Here is a 17,854-nt window from a genome sequence, read left to right as displayed (position 1 = left end):
GCGCCCGGTCGCGTGTCCCGCCTCCCACCACTGAGGACATCCACGCATGCTGCGCTTCGTCGCGCGCCGCCTGCTCCAGGTCGTCCCGACGCTGCTGATCCTGTCCGTGCTGTTGTTCGCCTGGCTGCGCTCGCTGCCCGGCGGACCGGCCGGCGCGCTGCTCGGCGACAAGGCGACCCCGGAGTCGATCGCGGCACTGAACAAGACGCTGGGTCTGGACCAGCCCATCCCCATCCAGTACCTGCACTACCTGGGCCGGGCCCTGACCGGCGACTTCGGCGCGTCCCTGATCACCGGTGACCCGGTGATCTCCGAGCTGGGACGGGCGCTGCCGGGGACGATCGAGCTATCGCTGTCCGCGCTGCTGCTCGCCGTCGCCCTCGGGATCCCGCTGGGCTATCTCGCCGCCCGCCACCGCGGCGGGATCTGGGACAACCTGACCATCGTCGGGACCCTGGTCGGCGTCGCCGTGCCGGTGTTCTTCCTCGGCTACGTGCTCAAGCAGTTCCTGGCCGTCGACCTCGGCCTGTTCCCGCCGTCGGGTCTGCAGTCGACCGGTATCGACGCCACCTCGGTCACCGGCTTCCCGACCCTCGACGGCCTGCTGACCCGCGAGTTCGACGCCAGCTGGGACTCGCTGCTGCACCTCGTGCTGCCCGCCGTCACCCTCGCCACGATCCCGCTCGCCGTCATCGTGCGGATCACCCGGGCCTCGGTGCTCGACGTCCTGGAGTCCGACTTCGTCCGCACCGCCAACGCGAAGGGGCTCGCGCCGGGCACCGTCCGCGGCCGGCACGTGCTGCGCAACGCGCTGCTGCCGGTCTCCACGACGATCGGGCTGCAGACCGGCCTGCTCCTCGCCGGCGCCGTGCTCACCGAGAAGGTGTTCAACCGGCCCGGCATCGGCACCCTGATCGCCGAGGGCATCGAGCGCCGCGACTACCCGCGGCTGCAGGCGGTGGTGCTGCTCGGCGCGCTCATCTACGTGCTGGTCAACCTGCTCGTCGACCTGTCCTACGCCGTGATCGACCCGAGGGTGAGGCTCCGATGAGCGCACCGACCACGTGGGCGCAGCGGCGCAGGGACCGGATCGACGACACCGCGGGCCGGAGCCTGTCGGCGGACGCGCTGCGACGGCTGCGCCGCAGTCCCACCGCGATCGTCGGGGCCGTGATCATCGGGCTGTTCGTGCTGGTCTCGGTGTTTGCGCCGCTGCTCGCCCCGCACGACCCGGCCCAGGCCTTCCCCCAGCTGCTCGACCAGCTGCGGCCCGGCGCGATCCCCGGCCCGCAGCCGGGCTTCCCGCTCGGCAGCGACCAGAACGGCCGCGACGAGTTCTCCCGGATGATCCTGGCCTCGCGGCAGACCCTGCTCGTGGGCGTGCTCGCCACCGTGTTCGGGCTGGCGGCGGGTGTGGTCATCGGCGTGCTCGCCGGGGCGTTCGGGGGCTGGCTCGACACCGTCCTGATGCGCGTCACCGACGTGCTGCTGTCGATCCCGTCCCTGCTGCTCGCGATCTCGGTCGCGGCGCTCGCCGCCCGCCCCAGCCAGACCACGGTCATCATCGCCGTCGCGCTGGTGAACGTGCCGATCTTTGCGCGGCTGCTGCGCGGGTCGATGCTCGCCCAGCGCGACTCCGACCACGTCCTCGCGGCCACCGCGCTCGGCGTGAAGCGACGGGCGGTCGTGCTGCGGCACATGCTGCCCAACGCGATCGGTCCGGTGATCGTGCAGGCCACGCTGACCCTGGCGACGGCGATCCTCGACGCGGCCGCGCTGTCCTTCCTCGGCCTCGGCGACGCCGACCCGGCCCGCGCCGAGTGGGGCCTCATGCTCGCCTCCGCGCAGCCCTACCTCGACGTCCGGCCCGGGCTGGCGGTCTACCCGGCGATCGCGATCATCGTCGTCGCGCTCGGGTTCACGCTGCTCGGCGAGTCGCTGCGCGAGGCCATCGACCCGAAAGGCCGGAGATGACCACGCCTCCGATGAACCCGCTGTTGCAGGTCCAGGACCTGTCCGTGCGCTTCGTCCGCAAGGGCGAGGCCGACGTCGTCGCCGTCGACGGGGTGTCGTTCGACGTCCGCCCCGGCGAGGTCGTCGGCCTGGTCGGCGAGTCCGGCTGCGGCAAGTCCGTGACCTCCCTGGCGATCATGGGGCTGCTGCCGGGCCGCACCCCCCGGGTGGGCGGCTCGGTGCTGTTCTCCTCCGAGGACGAGTCCGTCGACCTGCTCACCCTGTCCGACGCCGCGCTGCGCGAGCGGCGCGGCCGCGACATCGGGATGGTCTTCCAGGACCCGCTGTCGTCGCTGAACCCGGTCGTCCCGGTGGGTGTCCAGATCACCGAGGCGCTCGTCCGGCACCGCGGGATGTCCAAGGACGAGGCGCGCCGGGAGGCGGTGTCGCTCCTGGAGCGGGTCGGCATCCCCGACCCGGCACGACGGGTGTCGGCCTACCCGCACCAGATGTCGGGCGGGATGCGCCAGCGGGCGCTGATCGCGATCGCGCTGGCCTGCAGACCGAAGCTGCTCATCGCCGACGAACCGACCACCGCCCTCGACGTCACCATCCAGGCCCAGATCCTGGAGCTGCTGCGCGAGCTGGTCGCCGAGACGGGGACGGCACTGATCATGATCACGCACGACCTCGGCGTCGTCGCGGGGCTCTGCGACCGGGTCAACGTCCTCTACGGCGGCCGGGTCGTGGAGCGCGCGGAGCGGCACGCACTGTTCGGGGGGCCGCGCCACCCGTACACCTCCGGCCTGATCCGGTCGATCCCGCGGCTGGACTCCGACCCCGCCGACGAGCTGCCCGCGATCACCGGGTCGGTGTCGGACAACCTGCCGTGGGACCACGCGTGCGCGTTCGCGCCGCGCTGCCCACGGGCGCTGGAGACCTGCACCTCGGTCACCCCGGCGGCCGACGACGAGGCGGGCCGGCTGCTGCGCTGCCACAACCCCGAGCCGATCGGAGCGACGGCATGAGCCCGCTGCTGGAGGTCTCCGACCTGCAGGTGCACTTCCCGATCACCCAGGGGGTGCTCGTCCAGCGCACCGTCGGGCACGTCAAGGCCGTCGACGGCGTCTCGCTGCGGATCGAGCGCGGCGAGACCTACGGCCTGGTCGGTGAGTCCGGCTGCGGCAAGTCCACGCTCGGCCGGGCGGTCCTCAAGCTCACCGAGCCGACCGCGGGGACGGTCTCCTTCGACGGCACCGACGTCGCCGCACTGAAGGGGGAGCCGCTGCGCCGGATGCGCCGCCGGTTCCAGATGGTCTTCCAGGACCCGATGTCGAGCCTCGACCCGCGCCAGTCGGTCGGGTCGCTGCTGCGCGAGGGGCTGGCCGCACACGGCATCGAGGCCGGTCCGGACCGGCTCGCCGAGCTGATGCGCGCGGTCGGTCTGCCCGAGTCGGCCCTGCGCCGCTACCCGCACGAGTTCTCCGGCGGGCAGCGCCAGCGCATCGGCATCGCCCGTGCGCTCTGCGTGGAGCCCGACCTGGTCGTCGCCGACGAGCCGGTGTCCGCGCTGGACGTGTCGGTGCAGGCCCAGGTGCTGAACCTGCTGCGGTCGCTGCAACGCGAGCTGGGTCTGACCTACCTGGTCATCGCGCACGACCTGGCCGTCGTCCGGCACGTGTCCGACCGGGTCGGGGTGATGTACCTCGGGTCGATCGTGGAGGAGGCGCCGGCCCGTGCGCTCTACGACGGTCCGCTGCATCCCTACACCCGTGCCCTGCTCTCGGCCGTGCCGCAGCCGGACCCGACGGTGGAGGACACCCGGGAGCGGATTCTGCTCACCGGGGACCTGCCCTCACCGGCCGCGCCCCCCACCGGCTGCCGGTTCCACACCCGCTGCCCGTGGCGGCAGGCCGACCGGTGCTCCACCGAGCGGCCGCAGCTGCGCGAGCTCGACGGCGGCACCCCCGGCCACCGGGTCGCCTGCCACCACGCCGAGGCGATCCTCGACGGGAGCATCACCCCGCACGAGGTGACCGCCGACGAGGCCGACGCCGCCGTCGCACCGGACGCCGGCCCGCAGGCCCCCGACCGCCAGATCACCCTCGGCGACGCGATCGGCCGCTGACCCGACCCCGCCCCCGTTACCTTCTTGATCAAGCCCGCTGAGGGCTTGCAGGCCGCCGGCCGCGGTATGACTGACTGCCCCTGTCGCCCGATGATCTGGGGGGTGTTGTCGCCGTGGCCGGAGGGCGCCAACGACCGCTGATAGAGACCTGACCCGTGTGGTCTGCTCGTAACGTGGCTGCCGGCGCGGGTGCTCGTGGTCGGCCTGCCGCGACGAGAAGGGAGCGGCGGTTGCCCGATCCTGACCAGCACCCGACCGGGTTCGCGGTGTTCTGCGGCCTGGACGTGGGCAAGTCCGAACACCACGCCTGCGCGGTCGACACCAACGGGAAGCGGGTGCACGACAAGGCCCTGCCCAACGACGAATCGGCGCTGCGCACCGTGCTGTCCGGGCTGGCCGAGCACGGCGCGGTGCTGATGGTCATCGACCAGCCCGCCTCGATCGGAGCGCTGGCCATCGCCGTCGCTCGTGATCTGGGGATCACGGTGGCCTACCTGCCCGGGCTGGCGATGCGCCGCATCGCCGACCTGCATCCCGGGCAGGCCAAGACCGACGCCCGCGACGCCCACGTGATCGCCGAGGCCGCCCGGACGATGCCGCACACCCTGCGCCGGGTCGGCACCGACGACGAGACCCTCGCCGAACTCACTGTGCTCGCCGGTTACGACGATGACCTGGCTGGGCAGAGCACCCGGCTGACGAACCGGCTGCGCGACGCCCTGCTGCATGTTCATCCCGCCCTGGAACGCCTGCTCGGGCCACGCCTGGACCGCGGTGGCGTGCTCGACCTGCTCGCGGCCGCGCCCACCCCGCAAGCCCTGCGAGAGCTCGGCGCTGACGGGATCGCCGAGACGATGCGGGCCCGGTCGCCTCGACTGGCCCGCACCCTTCCCGCCCAGATCCTGACCTCGCTCGACGCCCAGAGCCTGACCGTTCCCGGCACGGCCGCGTTCGCCCGTGTCATCACCGGCGTCGCCGGGCAGCTGCGCCAGGTCCACACCGAACGCGACCAGCTCGCCGACGAGCTCGAAGCCCGCCTGGAGGCCCACCCTCTTGGACCGGTCCTGACCTCGATGCCCGGACTCGGGGTCAGGACCGCCATCAAGATCCTCACCATCGTCGGCGACGGCTCCGGGTTCCCCACCGCCGGGCACCTCGCCGCTTACGCCGGCCTCGCCCCAGTCACCCGCCGCTCCGGCACCTCGATCAAAGGCGAAACCCGATCCCAGCGCGGCAACCACGCCCTGAAATCCGCGCTGTTCCTGTCCGCATTCGCCGCCCTGGCCGACCCCGCCAGCCGCGCCTACTACGACCGCAAACGAGCCGCCGGCAAACGACACAACGCCGCCCTGATCTGCCTCGCCCGACGCCGCACCGACGTCATCTACGCCATGCTCCGCGACCGCCGCCCCTACAACCCGCCCACGGTCAACAACCCCGATCCAGAACTCGCCGCCGCTTGACGAACCCATAGAGACACCCCCCGCCCCGGGGGCCCGGGGCTCGCCCCAACTCCCGCACGAGCGGGCCGTTCGTACGAAAGGTTCGTACGAACGGCCCGCTCGTGAGGTGGGGGCGGGCGGGGCGGGGCCGGGTGGGCCGGGTCAGCGCAGGGCGCGGTTGATCGCGCTCACGACGCCCTTGAGGCTGGCGCTGGTGATCGAGCTGTCGATCCCCACGCCCCAGAACACCTTCTCCTCCACGGCGCACTCGACGTAGGCCGCGGCGCGGGCGTCGTCGCCGCCGCCCATCGCGTGCTCGTGGTAGTCGAGGACCCGGACGTCGAACCCGATGCCGGCCAGCGCGTCGACGAACGCGGCGATCGGCCCGTTGCCCGACCCGGCGATCTCGTGCAGGTCGGACTCGACGCGCACGGTCGCCACGATCTCGTCCCGGCCCTCGCCGTCGCTGTGGACGCGGTGGCGTACCAGCCTGAGCGGGGTCTCGCGGTCCAGGTACTCGACGTCGAAGGCGTCCCGCATCGCCTTCGGCTCCACCTCGCCGCCCTCGGTGTCGGTGAAGGTCTGGATCACGTGGCTGAACTCGATCTGCAGCCGGCGCGGCAGGTCGAGCTGGTGCTCGGTCTTCATGATGTAGGCGATGCCGCCCTTGCCGGACTGGCTGTTGACCCGGATGACGGCCTCGTAGGTGCGGCCGATGTCCTTCGGGTCCACGGGCAGGTACGGGACCTCCCACGTGTGCTCGGTGACCGGGTGCCCCGCCTCGGCGGCGTCGGCCTCCATCGCGGCGAAGCCCTTGTTGATCGCGTCCTGGTGGGAGCCGGAGAACGCGGTGTAGACCAGGTCGCCGCCCCACGGGTGGCGCTCGTGCACCGGCAGCTGGTTGCAGTACTCCACGGTGCGGCGGATCTCGTCGATGTCGGAGAAGTCGATCTGCGGGTCGACGCCCTGGGTGAACATGTTCATGCCCAGTGCGACCAGGTCGACGTTGCCGGTGCGCTCGCCGTTGCCGAACAGGCAGCCCTCGATGCGGTCGGCGCCTGCCTGGTAGCCGAGCTCGGCGGCGGCGATGCCGGTGCCGCGGTCGTTGTGCGGGTGCAGCGACAGGACCAGCGCGTCGCGCCGGGCCAGGTTGCGGTGCATCCACTCGATGGAGTCGGCGTAGACGTTCGGGGTCGCCATCTCCACCGTCGCCGGCAGGTTCACGATCATCGGGTGCTGGGGCGTCGGCTGCCAGATCGCGCTGACCGCGTTGGTGATCTCGACGGCGTACTCCAGCTCGGTGCCGGTGTAGGACTCCGGCGAGTACTGGAAGGTCCAGTCGGTCGACGGGTACTTCTCGGCGAACTTCGCGACCTCCTCCGCCCCGTCGGTCGCGATCTTGGTGATGCCCGCGCGGTCGGACCGGAACACGACCCGGCGCTGCAGGATCGAGGTCGAGTTGTAGAGGTGGACGATCGCGGAGTGCGCGCCCTCACAGGCCTCGAAGGTGCGCTGGATCAGCTCCGGGCGGGCCTGGGTCAGGACCTGGATCTGCACGTCCTCGGGGATCGCACCGTCGGAGATGATCTCGCGGACGAAGTCGAAGTCGGTCTGGCTCGCCGCCGGGAAGCCGACCTCGATCTGCTTGTAGCCCATCCGCACCAGCAGGTCGAACATGCGCCGCTTGCGCAGCGGGCTCATCGGGTCGATCAGAGCCTGGTTGCCGTCGCGCAGGTCGACCGCGCACCACAGCGGCGCGGTGTCGATGACCTTGTCCGGCCAGGTGCGGTCGGGCAGCGATACCGGCTCGACCAGCTGGTGGAAGGGCTTGTACCGGTGGACCGGCATCTGCGATCCGCGCTGGCGGTTCCAGGCAGGCTGCGAGGTGTGCGGCGCGCCCTGCGGGGTGCGGACGTTGCTGCGGGCGCGGGCCTCGTAGGCGTCGGGAGAGGTGGTCACGGGAACTGCTCCTGGGTGTCGGACCGTCGTGACGACCGGCGGACACGCGAGACCCCGCGACGAGGGGCCGGTCGGTTCAGACCCCGCCGCGGCGGCGAAGGAGCAGGCGCGCCATGCCCCCACCGTAGACCCGAACCCCCGTTGCACGGCAACCCGCCACCCGGACCGAGGTGGTTCTCACCCGGACGACGGCACGCAACGAAGTGATCACAACCGAGAGCGTTCTCCCTCGTTGTGAGGGCAGTGAGGGCGCGGCGGTGCGACCATGTCGCCGTCGGAGACAAAGGGGTGTGTGATGGCGGCAACCGTGGGTACGACCGTGCGGCAGGGCATGGGGATCATCGCGACGATCGTGCGGATCGTCGGACTGGTGATCGTCGCCATCCTGGTGGCGCACATCGTGCTGACCCTGCTCGACGCCAACCCGGCGAACTTCCTCACCGAGTTCGTCTCCTCCTGGGCGGCCCAGCTGAACCTCGGCCTCGGTGACCTGTTCACCCCGGCCCAGCCGAAGATGGCCGTCACCCTGAACTACGGGGTGGCCGCGATCGTCTGGCTGATCATCACCACCGTCGTGGTCAGGCTCCTGCGCCGCGTCTGAGGGACCGTCCGCTCCGCCGGCCCGGCCGGTGCCCGCGGGAAGATCCCGGCCGGTGGGGTGACCGGCCCGGCCCCGACCTGCCCCACGCCCGCGCCACGCCGCGGCACCGCGTCACCGGGCCGGCCGTCACCCCGCTGCCGACGGGCCCGAGGCCTGCCGCTCGGCGAGCGCCGCGGTGCCGCGGGCGCTGTGGCTCGCGGCCGACCCGGCGGAACGTGAACGACATGCGGCGGAAACGGCACGACCGACGCGCAGGTGCATCGTGCTGGCGTCACCAGTTCGTGCCAGTGGATCGTCCGGCCGATCGGTAGGAGCAGCCGTCGAGCTGCGCCCCGCGTCTCGATGGCGTGCGGCGGGTCCCCGGTCGCCGAGGTGGAGGGACCGACATGTCGATGTTCAGCTGGGAGAGGGTCGATCCCGGGCCGGGGGAGTCGGTCGGGCCGCGCCAGCGGCTCGCGTGGGGGAAGACCGTCGGGCTGGGGGTGCAGCACGTCGTCGCGATGCTCGGGGCGACCTTCGTGTTCCCCGTGGTGATGGGGCTCGACCCCAACCTCGCGATCCTGTTCTCCGGCCTGTGCACCATCCTGTTCCTGCTCGTCTGCAGGAACGTGGTGCCCAGCTACCTCGGCACCAGCGCCGCCTTCGTCGGCGGGGTGGCGGCCATCCGGGCGGCGGGCGGCGACTCCGCGGCCGTCACCGGCGCGATCATGGTCTCCGGGCTGGTGCTGCTCGCGATCGGTGTGTTCGTGCACGTCGCCGGCGCCCGGCTCGTGCACCGGGTGCTCCCGCCGGCGGTGACCGGCGCGGTCGTCATGCTGATCGGCTTCAACCTCGCCCCGGTCGTCGCCTCGGTGTACTGGCCGGTGGACCAGTGGACCGCCCTGCTCACCGCGACGTTCCTGGTGTGCGCCGCCGTCCTGTTCCGCGGGTTCTGGGGACGGATCGCGGTCTTCCTCGCGCTCGTCTTCGGGTTCGGGCTGTCCTGGCTCCTCGACGTCGTCAGCGGGCCGATCACCTCCTGCGGCGGTGCGGACTGCACCCCGGAGCCGCACCCGCGCGTCTCCTTCGAGGGCCTCGCCGACGCCGCCTGGTTCGGCCTGCCCCGCGGCACCCTCGACGACGGCGTGGCGGCCGTGCACGGCCCGAGCTTCTCGCTGATGTTCGTACTGCTCGTGCTCCCCGGGGTCATCGCACTGGTCGCCGAGAACCTCGGGCACGTCAAGGCGGTCGCCGAGATGACCGGCGACGACCTCGACCCCTACCTGGGCCGCGCGCTCGGTGCCGACGGCGCGGCCACCGCACTGGCCAGCCTGTTCGGCGGGTCCCCGACGACGACCTACGCCGAGAACATCGGCGTCATGAGCGCGACCCGGGTCTACTCCACCGCGGCCTACTACGTCGCGGCCGCCGTCGCGATCGTGCTCGGTCTGTGCCCCAAGTTCGGTGTGCTGGTCGCAGCGATCCCCGGGGGCGTGCTCGGCGGGATCACGCTCGTCCTCTACGGGATGATCGCGCTGGTCGGCGCCAAGATCTGGGTGGAGAACGGCGTCGACTTCGGCGAGCCCCGCAACCTCGTCGGGCTCGCGGCGGGCATGGTCGCCGGCATCGGCGGGGTCGCGCTGGACCTCGGGAACGGGTTCGAGCTGGGCGGCATCGCGCTCGGCACGATCCTGGTGATCCTCTACTTCCACGCCGTCGCGCTGCGCGACCGCCGCTCCGGCGGGCCCGGCCCGTCCGGGACGCCCGCCGGGACGATGGTCACCCGGGCCGGGGACGGGGAGGCGACGGACGCCCCGTGACGTCCGCGAGCTCCTCACCCGACCGCCCGGACGCGTCCGGCGCTCACCGCGACGGTGGTGGTGCGGGGGGTGGCGAGCCGGATCCGCCACGCGCCGCACCGGCAGCGCTGGTAGCGCACCACGCCCTCGGAGGTGCGGTGCCGGGACGTGGTGCGCCACTCGTGGTCCAGGGGTGTGCTCACGATGACCACGCTGCTGTAATGGCTCTGTGCACATCAACCCTTACGGCCGGGATCCCGTCCTGCTGGCGACCGACCTGGTGAACGCACCGCCCTCCTCGACCGGGGAGCTGGTGGAGCGCTGCCTCGCCGCCGGGGTGACCCGTGACTGGCAGCCGGTCGCCGCCGACCTGCCCGCCGTACGGGACTTCCTGCGCCGGTGGGAGGAGGTGGTCGACGCCGCACCCGGCGCGGAGCGGGCACGGCTGCTCAACGTCCTGCTCGCCGAGTCGACCGGGCCGCCGCGGCTCACCGACCACGACGGCCACTGGCACCTGCACCACCGCGACGACGGCCTGGGCCTGGCCGGGGTGCTGCGGGCCCTGCTCGCGACCGGCACCGCCACCCATCTGGCGACCCGGGGGATGGACCGGCTCGGCCGGTGCGCCGCCCCGGGCTGCGACCGCGTCTACGCCGACGTCTCGCGCAACGGCAGACAGCGGTACTGCAGCGCACGCTGCGGGAACACCGACGCGGTAAGGCGGCACCGCGGGAGGCGGCAGACCGTCGGCGCCTGAGCACCCCCGGTCCGGTCCGGTGCGTGCGGCGCGCGCGCATACCCGAGCACGGGGCCGGTGGGCGAGCCCGTGTGGTCTGGGTCATCGGTGACCGTCCAGATCCTGAAAACGGGCGGTGCTCGCCGGTACTGTTCCGTTCCGACCAGCGCCGCCGATGCGTCACCTGCGCATCCCGGCGGTCGAAGAGAGAGCACCCGACGGCTCCCGCCGCGGAGCCAGGATTGGAGGTCGGCGTGGCCCTCGTCGTGCAGAAGTACGGCGGTTCGTCGGTCGAGAACGCGGAGCGGATCAAGAAGGTCGCCGAGCGCATCGTCCGTACCCGCAAGGAGGGCCACGATGTCGTCGTCGTCGTGTCCGCCATGGGGGACACCACCGACGAGCTGACCGATCTCGCCGAGCAGATCTCCCCGAAGCCCCCGCTGCGGGAGATGGACATGCTGCTCACCTCCGGTGAGCGGATCTCGAACGCACTCGTCGCGATGGCGATCCACGCCCTCGGCGCGGAGGCCCGGTCGTTCACCGGCTCGCAGGCGGGCATGCTCACCACCTCGAAGCACGGTGACGCCCGCATCACCGAGGTGAACCCGTGGCGGCTGCGCGAGGCCCTCGACGAGGGCCACATCGTCCTCGTCGCCGGCTTCCAGGGCATGAGCGCGGACTCCCGCGACATCACCACGCTGGGCCGCGGCGGCTCGGACACCACCGCCGTCGCGCTCGCGGCCGCGCTGAACGCCGACGTCTGCGAGATCTACTCCGACGTCGACGGCGTCTACACCGCCGACCCGCGGATCGTGTCCAGGGCCAGCCTGCTGGAGACGGTCACCTACGAGGAGATGCTCGAGCTCGCCGCGTCCGGCGCGAAGGTGCTCCACCTGCGCGCCGTCGAGTACGCCCGCCGCTACGGCGTCCCGCTGCGGGTGCGCAGTTCCTACAACGACAAGCCGGGCACCCTGGTCTCCGGCTCGATCGAGGAGATCCCGTTGGAGAATCCGATCATCACCGGCGTCGCCCACGACCGGTCCGAGGGCAAGATCACCGTCACCGGGGTGCCGGACACCCCCGGCATGGCGGCGAAGATCTTCCGCACGGTCGCCGACGCGGAGATCAACATCGACATGGTCCTGCAGAACATCTCCAACGTGTCGGACAAGAAGACCGACATCACCTTCTCGCTGCCCCGCACCGACGGCGACACCGCCGTCGCGGCGCTGGAGCGCGCGAAGGGCGAGATCGGGTTCACCGAGCTGATCTACGACAACGACATCGGCAAGGTCTCGCTGGTCGGCGCCGGTATGCGCAACCACCCCGGCGTCACCGCGAAGTTCTGCGAGGCGCTCTCCGACGCCGGGATCAACATCGAGACCATGAACACCTCGGAGATCCGGATCTCGGTGATCTGCCGCTCCGACCAGCTGGACGACGCGGTGCAGGCGCTGCACGAGGCGTTCGAGCTCGGCGCCGAGGACGACGCGGTGGTCGCCGCCGGAACGGGCCGGTGAGCTGACATGGCGATGGACAAGCCCGTTCTCGCGCTCGTCGGCGCGACCGGTGCCGTCGGCACCACCATGATCGAGATCATCGACTCCCGCGAGTCGGTGCCGTGGGGCGAGATCCGCCTGATCGCCTCGGCCCGCAGCGCCGGCAAGGTGCTGACGGTCCGCGGCCAGGACATCACCGTCCTGGAGCTCAAGCCCGAGGTCTTCGACGGCGTCGACATCGCGATGTTCGACGTGCCCGACGAGGTCTCCGCGGAGTGGGCGCCGATCGCCGCCTCCCGCGGCGCGATCGCCGTCGACAACTCCGGCGCCTTCCGGATGGACCCCGAGGTCCCGCTCGTGGTGCCCGAGGTGAACCCGGAGAAGGTGACCGAGCGGCCCAAGGGCATCATCGCGAACCCGAACTGCACGACGCTGTCGATGATGGCGGCGATGGGTGCGCTGCACCGCGAGTTCGGGCTCGAGGCGCTGGTCGTGTCGTCGTACCAGGCCGCGTCCGGTGCCGGCCAGCCCGGAATCGACCAGCTGCAGGCCGAGCTGTCCGCGGTGGCGGGCAAGGACCTCGGCAAGGCCTCCGGTGACGTCGCGGCCGTCCTGACCGAGGCCGGGATCCCGGTCGGCGGCGACTCGCCGTTCCCGGCGCCGCTGGCGCTCAACGTCGTGCCGTGGGCCGGCTCGCTCAAGGACGACGGCTGGTCCTCGGAGGAGCTGAAGGTCCGCAACGAGTCCCGCAAGATCCTCGGGATCCCGGAACTCAAGGTCTCCGCGACGTGCGTGCGCGTCCCGGTGGTCACCACGCACGCGCTGGCGATCCACGCGACGTTCTCCTCGGAGGTCGCGGTGGACGCGGCCCGCAAGGTCCTCGGCGCGCAGCCGACGATCGTCGTCAAGGACGACCCGGCCGCCGGTGAGTGGCCGACCCCGGCCGACGCCGTCGGCGGGGACCCGACCGTGGTGGGCCGGATCCGGCAGTCGCTGGACTTCCCGAACACCCTGGAGCTGTTCGTGTGCGGGGACAACCTGCGCAAGGGCGCGGCGCTCAACACCTACGAGGTCGCCGAGACGGTGGCCGCGGCAGGCTGACCCCTCCCGTTCCACGACGACGGCCGCCGTCCCGGATGCCCGGGCGGCGGCCGTCGTCGTGTGCGGGCTACGGCAGGCGCAGCGTCGACACGATGGCGCGGTGGTCGGTGCCCGGCACCAGGTGCGTCGCGAAGGACTCGGCGCCGATCCCGCCGGTGTAGACGATGTGGTCGATCTGCGGCCCCAGCCAGGACGGCGCCCAGGTCGGCCAGGTCCCGGCGAGCCCGTTGCCGGTGGCCGAGCCCGCGTCGCCGCACCCGCGGATCGCGTCCCGGAACACGGAGTGGTCGAGGCTGGCGTTGAAGTCGCCCGCGACGACCGCGGGGGTCGGCCCGGAGCACCACTTCGCGACGGTCTCGAGGTCCGTGCGCCACCGGCCGACCGAGCGGGGCACCGGCGCGACCGAGTGGAACGCGACGAACCGCAGCTCGCCCAGGCCACCGCCGGTGATCTCGATGTAGTCGAAGCGGACGTCCTTGCCGATCCGGGTGCGGACGTCGCCGAGCCGGTCCGCCCAGGCCACCGTGTTGCCGGTGACGTCCCGGTCGCCCCGGTCGACGCTGGCCGCCGTCCGGTAGCCCAGCGGCTCCAGCAACGGGGCGATCCGGCTCTCGTAGCGACCGCCCGCCTCCGGGATCGAGACGACGTCGGGGTTCTCCGCGGCGACCAGCGCGGCGAGGGACTCGGCGTCGGCGTTGCCCTCGTAGACGTTGAGCGCCAGCACCTTCAGCGGGGTCCCGCCGGTGGGCGCGGGGCCCGCCACGGTGCGGGGGAGCACCATCGCCGCCCCGACCAGCGCGACCAGCGCGAGGACGACCGGCACCGGCCAGAACCGGCGGGCGGCGAGCGTCACCAGCAGGCCGATCACCACCAGCACGCCGAGCGCCGCGACCATCAGCGGCCGGAACGCGATGACCTGCGCGAACGGCGATCGTGCGTCGAGACCGACCAGATCGGGCAGCGTCACGAGCGCGGCACCGGCGCCGAGGAGCAGCGCGAACCCCCAGCGCACCCGGCCGACCCGGCGACGGGGCTGCCCACGGGGGATGGGCTGGGTCTCGGAGTCGGGGTGGGGCGGTGCGCTCACTCGGTCCAGTCTGCCCGAGCGGCACACCCGGCCGCCGCGTCCGGACGGTGCTCTGCGCTGATCGTCTGTGGACGCTCTCAGCGTCCGGCTTGCGCGACCGCTGGCCGACCGTTCACCCGTCGGGATGCGGCTCAGGGGGATTCGTGGATCCTCCGGGCCCGCCGAGGTGCATCTCGGTGACGCCGACGCGGGTCGCGGGGCGCCCGGAGAGCCCGGCCCGGTGTGGCGGGGCGCGGCGGTGCCGGGCGTGGTGTGGCGGGGCGCGGTGGCGGGCGGTGACCGGGCGAGCGGGCCGTCAGGTGCGGGCGCGCAGCAGCGGTGCCGCCACCGCGGCCGCGACGACCGCGACCGACCCGCAGGCCAGTATCGCGACGGCGGGGGAGGCCGCGTCGACCAGCGCCCCCGCCAGCGGGGTCGCGATCGCGATGCCGAGCGTCGTCGCGGAGCCCTGCAGGCCGGTGACCAGACCGCGTACCCGGTCGGGTGCGAGGTCGCCGATCGCGGCGCTGCCCGCCGCGAGCGTCGACGCCGTGGCCAGGCCGGCGGGGAGCAGCAGGAACAGCAGGCTCCACCACGACCAGGCCAGGGCGGCCGGGAGCGTCGCCAGCCCGAGGCCGGCGAGCAGCACCGGCAGCGGCAGGCCGCGGCGGGCACTGCCGTAGAGGAACCCGCCGACCAGCGACGCCAGGCACCAGACGGCGTTGACCACGGCGATCGCCCAGGCCTGTCCGGAGGAGGTGAGGGCGGCGATGAAGGCGAACTCGGTGCCCATGATCGCGACCACCGCGGCGGTCACCGCCAGCAGCGCCCCGACCAGCGGCCGGGTCAGCCAGCTACCCAGCGGTGGGCGGGGACCGGCCCGGGTGGTGTCCCCGCCGTCGGCGCGGACCGGGGGGTCCAGCCACCACAGTGCGATCCCGGCCAGGACGAACCCGGCGCCGATCACCCGCATCGTCGTCGCCGACCCCAGCCACACGGTCAGCAGCGACCCGACGGCCGGCCCGGTCATGTAGGAGATCTCGACCGTCATCGAGTCCAGCGCGAACGCGGGACGGCGCCGTCCGGCCGGGACGGCGGCGGCGATGACCTGGCGGACCAGGGAGAACACCGGGAGCGTCAGGATGCCGGCGACGAACGCGGCGCCGAGCAGGCCGGCGTAGCCGAGCACCGGCGCGACCGACCAGAACAGCAGGCCCGCGGCCATCGTCAGCGCCAGCACCGGGCGCAACCCGCGACGGTCGAGGACCGTGCCCAGCAGCGGGGCTCCGATGGCCATCCCGGTGGGGACGGCGGCGGCGACGAGCCCGGCGGCGGCGTAGCCGTGCCCCAGTGTGGTGACGGTGTGCAGGGTCAGCGTGACGCCCACGGCCGTCGCGGGGACCCGGGCGGCCATGCCGATGGCGGTGATCGCACCGACCCCGGGCAGGCGCAGCACGTCGGCGAACGCGCCGAGGCCGGCGCGGGGTGCGGTGGCAGCGCTGTCGGGCACGACCCCATCCTGACCCGCGGGCCGCCGTCGTCGCGCACCGGTTCCACCGGTGTTTCGGCCGCGACCTCCGGGGAAAGTCCCAGGGGACCGAACACACCGCCGACCACCACGCGTCCGCGTCCGCGCGGGCACGTCCCGGTCGACAGGCGAGCAACCACTCGCCCGCCCCACCCACCACGCGCACGAGGAGGCTCGGCCGTGACCACGTCGCACCAGCCCAAGCCCACCACCACGGACTCCGGCAGCCCGGTCGCCAGCGACGAGCACTCGCTGACCATCGGTCCGGACGGCCCGCCGCTGCTCAACGACCACTACCTCATCGAGCAGATGGCGAACTTCAACCGGGAGCGCATCCCGGAGCGGCAGCCGCACGCGAAGGGCGGTGGGGCGTTCGCGCGGTTCGAGACCACCGAGGACGTCTCGCAGTACACCAAGGCCGCGTTCCTGCAGCCCGGCGTGGAGTCCCGCGGCGTCATCCGGTTCTCGACCGTCGCCGGGGAGCGGGGCAGCCCCGACACCTGGCGCGACCCGCGCGGCTTCTCGCTGAAGCTGTGGACGACCGAGGGCAACTGGGACATGGTCGGCAACAACACGCCGGTCTTCTTCGTCCGCGACCCGATGAAGTTCCAGCACTTCATCCGCAGCCAGAAGCGCCGCGTCGCGAACAACCTGCGCGACCACGACATGCAGTGGGACTTCTGGACGCTCTCGCCGGAGTCGGCGCACCAGGTCACCTGGCTGATGGGTGACCGGGGCATCCCGAAGACCTGGCGGCAGATGAACGGCTACTCCAGCCACACCTACAGCTGGATCAACGAGGCCGGCGAGCTGGTCTGGGTGAAGTACCACTTCAAGTCCGACCAGGGCGTGGAGAGCCTGACCCAGGACGAGGCCGACACCCTGGCGGGCTCCGACCCCGACTATCACCAGGCCGACCTGTACAACGAGATCGAGGCGGGCAACCACCCGTCGTGGACGCTGTACGTGCAGGTCATGCCGTTCGCCGACGCGAAGACCTACCGGTACAACCCGTTCGACCTCACCAAGGTGTGGCCGCACAGCGACTACCCGCTGATCAAGGTCGGGAAGCTGACGCTGGACCGCAACGTCGAGGACTACCACGCCGAGATGGAGCAGGCCGCGTTCGAGCCGAACAACCTGGTGCCCGGCACCGGGCTCTCGCCGGACAAGATGCTGCTCGCCCGCGGGTTCTCCTACGCCGACGCCCACCGGGCCCGGCTCGGGGTCAACTACAAGCAGATCCCGGTCAACGCGCCGCGCAGCGAGGTGAACAACTACCAGAAGGACGGCGCCATGCGGATCGCGAACACCCGCGACCCGATCTACGCGCCCAACTCCTACGGAGGCCCGGCCGCCGACCCGAAGCGGGTCTCGGAGGCCCTCTGGTACGCCGACGGGGACATGGTCCGCAGCGCGTACACGCTGCGCGAGTCCGACGACGACTGGGGCCAGGCCGGGATCATGGTCCGCGAGGTGTTCGACGACGCCGCCCGGGAGCGGTTCGTCGGCAACGTCGCGGGTCACCTGCTCGACGGCGTGACCGAGCCGATCCTGCAGCGCGCCTTCGAGTACTGGCGCAACGTCGACAAGAACATCGGCGACCGGATCGAGCAGGCCGTCCGCAACGGCGGCTGACTCCTTCCGCGTACCGGCCGACGGCCCCGGGGGACGCCCCCCGGGGCCGTCGTACGTCCTAGGCTCGGTGCGTGGAGATCTGGCACAACCCGCGCTGCTCGAAGAGCCGCGCCGCCCTCGCGCTGCTGACCGACCGCGGCGTCGAACCGACGGTGCGCCGCTACCTCGACGACCCGCCGACCCGCGCCGAGCTGGAGCGGGCGCTGGCCGCGCTGGGCACCGAGGACCCGCTCGCGATCACCCGCACCGGCGAGCCCGCGTTCGGGGAGCAGGGCCTCGCCGGTGCCGACCGGGACACCCTGCTCGACGCGCTGGCGGCCGAGCCGAGGCTCATCGAGCGGCCCGTGGTGATCGACGGGGACCGGGCCGTCGTGGGCAGGCCGCCGGAGAACGTGCTGGGGCTGCTCGACGGCCCGACGTCATGA

General features: G+C 72.5%; 16 protein-coding genes. 12 read left to right on the top strand and 4 right to left on the bottom strand.

Annotation, left to right across the window (positions count from 1 at the left end; all coding sequences use genetic code 11):
* Nucleotides 1-46: 46 nt before the first annotated feature.
* The 5 genes from KPF47_RS11485 (at nt 47) to KPF47_RS11465 (ending at nt 5,544) form a co-directional block, all read left to right on the top strand.
* A complete protein-coding gene (locus tag KPF47_RS11485; RefSeq protein WP_224388824.1) occupies nt 47-1,051 on the top strand; it encodes an ABC transporter permease in 1,005 nt (334 codons plus the stop codon).
* Entirely contained in the window at nt 1,048-1,974 is a 927-nt protein-coding gene (locus KPF47_RS11480) for an ABC transporter permease (protein ID WP_224388822.1), read from the top strand. The genes KPF47_RS11485 and KPF47_RS11480 overlap by 4 nt, the downstream gene beginning before the upstream one ends.
* Nucleotides 1,971-2,981, top strand: a complete 1,011-nt coding sequence (locus KPF47_RS11475) for an ABC transporter ATP-binding protein (protein ID WP_305080431.1) — start codon at nt 1,971-1,973, stop codon at nt 2,979-2,981. The genes KPF47_RS11480 and KPF47_RS11475 overlap by 4 nt, the downstream gene beginning before the upstream one ends.
* Nucleotides 2,978-4,081, top strand: coding sequence for an ABC transporter ATP-binding protein (locus tag KPF47_RS11470; RefSeq protein WP_224388820.1), 1,104 nt, complete (start codon nt 2,978-2,980; stop codon nt 4,079-4,081). The genes KPF47_RS11475 and KPF47_RS11470 overlap by 4 nt, the downstream gene beginning before the upstream one ends.
* A 230-nt stretch (nt 4,082-4,311) precedes the next feature.
* Nucleotides 4,312-5,544, top strand: coding sequence for an IS110 family transposase (locus KPF47_RS11465; protein ID WP_224386690.1), 1,233 nt, complete (start codon nt 4,312-4,314; stop codon nt 5,542-5,544).
* 141 nt (nt 5,545-5,685) lie between these two features.
* On the opposite strand, the gene leuA is transcribed toward KPF47_RS11465, so the two are convergent.
* On the bottom strand, nt 5,686-7,482 hold the full coding sequence (gene leuA / locus KPF47_RS11460; RefSeq protein ID WP_224388819.1) for a 2-isopropylmalate synthase: 1,797 nt from the start codon (nt 7,480-7,482) through the stop codon (nt 5,686-5,688).
* A gap of 295 nt (nt 7,483-7,777) precedes the next feature.
* Between leuA and KPF47_RS11455 the strand changes: the two genes are divergently transcribed.
* Both KPF47_RS11455 and KPF47_RS11450 read left to right on the top strand, forming a co-directional pair.
* Nucleotides 7,778-8,083: a hypothetical protein gene (locus KPF47_RS11455; protein WP_224388817.1), complete on the top strand. Its 306-nt coding sequence runs from the start codon at nt 7,778-7,780 to the stop codon at nt 8,081-8,083.
* Nucleotides 8,084-8,475: 392 nt separating this feature from the next.
* Nucleotides 8,476-9,882, top strand: coding sequence for a uracil-xanthine permease family protein (locus tag KPF47_RS11450; RefSeq protein ID WP_374108830.1), 1,407 nt, complete (start codon nt 8,476-8,478; stop codon nt 9,880-9,882).
* A 14-nt stretch (nt 9,883-9,896) separates the two neighbouring features.
* Here KPF47_RS11450 and KPF47_RS11445 read toward each other — a convergent pair whose 3' ends face one another.
* The gene (locus tag KPF47_RS11445; protein ID WP_224388813.1) at nt 9,897-10,064 is read right to left on the bottom strand and encodes a hypothetical protein; all 168 of its coding nucleotides are present in this window, start codon (nt 10,062-10,064) and stop codon (nt 9,897-9,899) included.
* 26 nt (nt 10,065-10,090) lie between these two features.
* Between KPF47_RS11445 and KPF47_RS11440 the strand changes: the two genes are divergently transcribed.
* The 3 genes from KPF47_RS11440 (at nt 10,091) to KPF47_RS11430 (ending at nt 13,197) form a co-directional block, all read left to right on the top strand.
* Nucleotides 10,091-10,618: a CGNR zinc finger domain-containing protein gene (locus KPF47_RS11440; RefSeq protein WP_224388811.1), complete on the top strand. Its 528-nt coding sequence runs from the start codon at nt 10,091-10,093 to the stop codon at nt 10,616-10,618.
* 233 nt (nt 10,619-10,851) lie between these two features.
* Complete coding sequence (locus KPF47_RS11435; protein ID WP_224388809.1) at nt 10,852-12,117, top strand: aspartate kinase; 1,266 nt, start codon at nt 10,852-10,854, stop codon at nt 12,115-12,117.
* A gap of 6 nt (nt 12,118-12,123) precedes the next feature.
* Entirely contained in the window at nt 12,124-13,197 is a 1,074-nt protein-coding gene (locus KPF47_RS11430) for an aspartate-semialdehyde dehydrogenase (RefSeq protein ID WP_224388807.1), read from the top strand.
* Nucleotides 13,198-13,264: 67 nt separating this feature from the next.
* Here KPF47_RS11430 and KPF47_RS11425 read toward each other — a convergent pair whose 3' ends face one another.
* Complete coding sequence (locus KPF47_RS11425; protein WP_224388805.1) at nt 13,265-14,284, bottom strand: endonuclease/exonuclease/phosphatase family protein; 1,020 nt, start codon at nt 14,282-14,284, stop codon at nt 13,265-13,267.
* 295 nt (nt 14,285-14,579) lie between these two features.
* Nucleotides 14,580-15,773 carry an MFS transporter gene (locus KPF47_RS11420; protein WP_224388803.1) on the bottom strand — a complete coding sequence of 398 codons (1,194 nt, stop codon included), beginning with the start codon at nt 15,771-15,773 and terminating at the stop codon, nt 14,580-14,582.
* A 198-nt stretch (nt 15,774-15,971) separates the two neighbouring features.
* Between KPF47_RS11420 and KPF47_RS11415 the strand changes: the two genes are divergently transcribed.
* Both KPF47_RS11415 and arsC read left to right on the top strand, forming a co-directional pair.
* A complete protein-coding gene (locus tag KPF47_RS11415; RefSeq protein ID WP_224388802.1) occupies nt 15,972-17,429 on the top strand; it encodes a catalase in 1,458 nt (485 codons plus the stop codon).
* Between the two features lie 71 nt (nt 17,430-17,500).
* Nucleotides 17,501-17,854, top strand: a complete 354-nt coding sequence (gene arsC / locus KPF47_RS11410; protein WP_224388800.1) for an arsenate reductase (glutaredoxin) — start codon at nt 17,501-17,503, stop codon at nt 17,852-17,854.

The sequence above is a fragment of the Pseudonocardia sp. ICBG1293 genome (assembly GCF_020131355.1).
GTDB lineage: Bacteria > Actinomycetota > Actinomycetes > Mycobacteriales > Pseudonocardiaceae > Pseudonocardia.
Note: the sequence above shows the minus strand (reverse complement) of the source record. Positions and strands in the feature narration are given on the sequence as shown.